At 44.9% G+C, this 345-nt stretch carries 1 protein-coding gene; it reads left to right on the top strand.

The window, feature by feature from the left end; all coding sequences use genetic code 11:
- The coding region (locus tag KH400_RS23030) for an acyl-CoA dehydrogenase family protein (RefSeq protein WP_217228611.1) at positions 1-345 on the top strand (345 nt) is incomplete at both ends.

Below are 345 nucleotides of genomic sequence, written 5' to 3'. Positions count from 1 at the left end.
AAACAAAATATCGAATCATTAGTAAAACTGGGCTATACAACGTTGTCTCTGCCCGTTGAGTACGGGGGCGGGGGTCAATCTGTAAAGGATATGGTCCTTTTTCAAGAAACACTAGGAAGTATGGATGGAGCAACTGCCTTATCGATCGGCTGGCACCAAGGAGTTGTTGGTGAAATTTATGAAAAGAAACTATGGAATGAGAAACAGCTGCAATTTTTTGCTGAAGAAATCAAAAATGGGGCTCTTGTGAACCGGGCTGTCAGTGAAGCGCAGACAGGTAGTCCAACAAGAGGTGGCAAACCTGGAACAACTGCAACGAGATCAGGAGATCAATGGGTGATCAGC

Source organism: Desertibacillus haloalkaliphilus (genome assembly GCF_019039105.1).
GTDB lineage: Bacteria > Bacillota > Bacilli > Bacillales > KJ1-10-99 > Desertibacillus > Desertibacillus haloalkaliphilus.
This window is presented reverse-complemented; position numbering and strand designations above follow the sequence as displayed.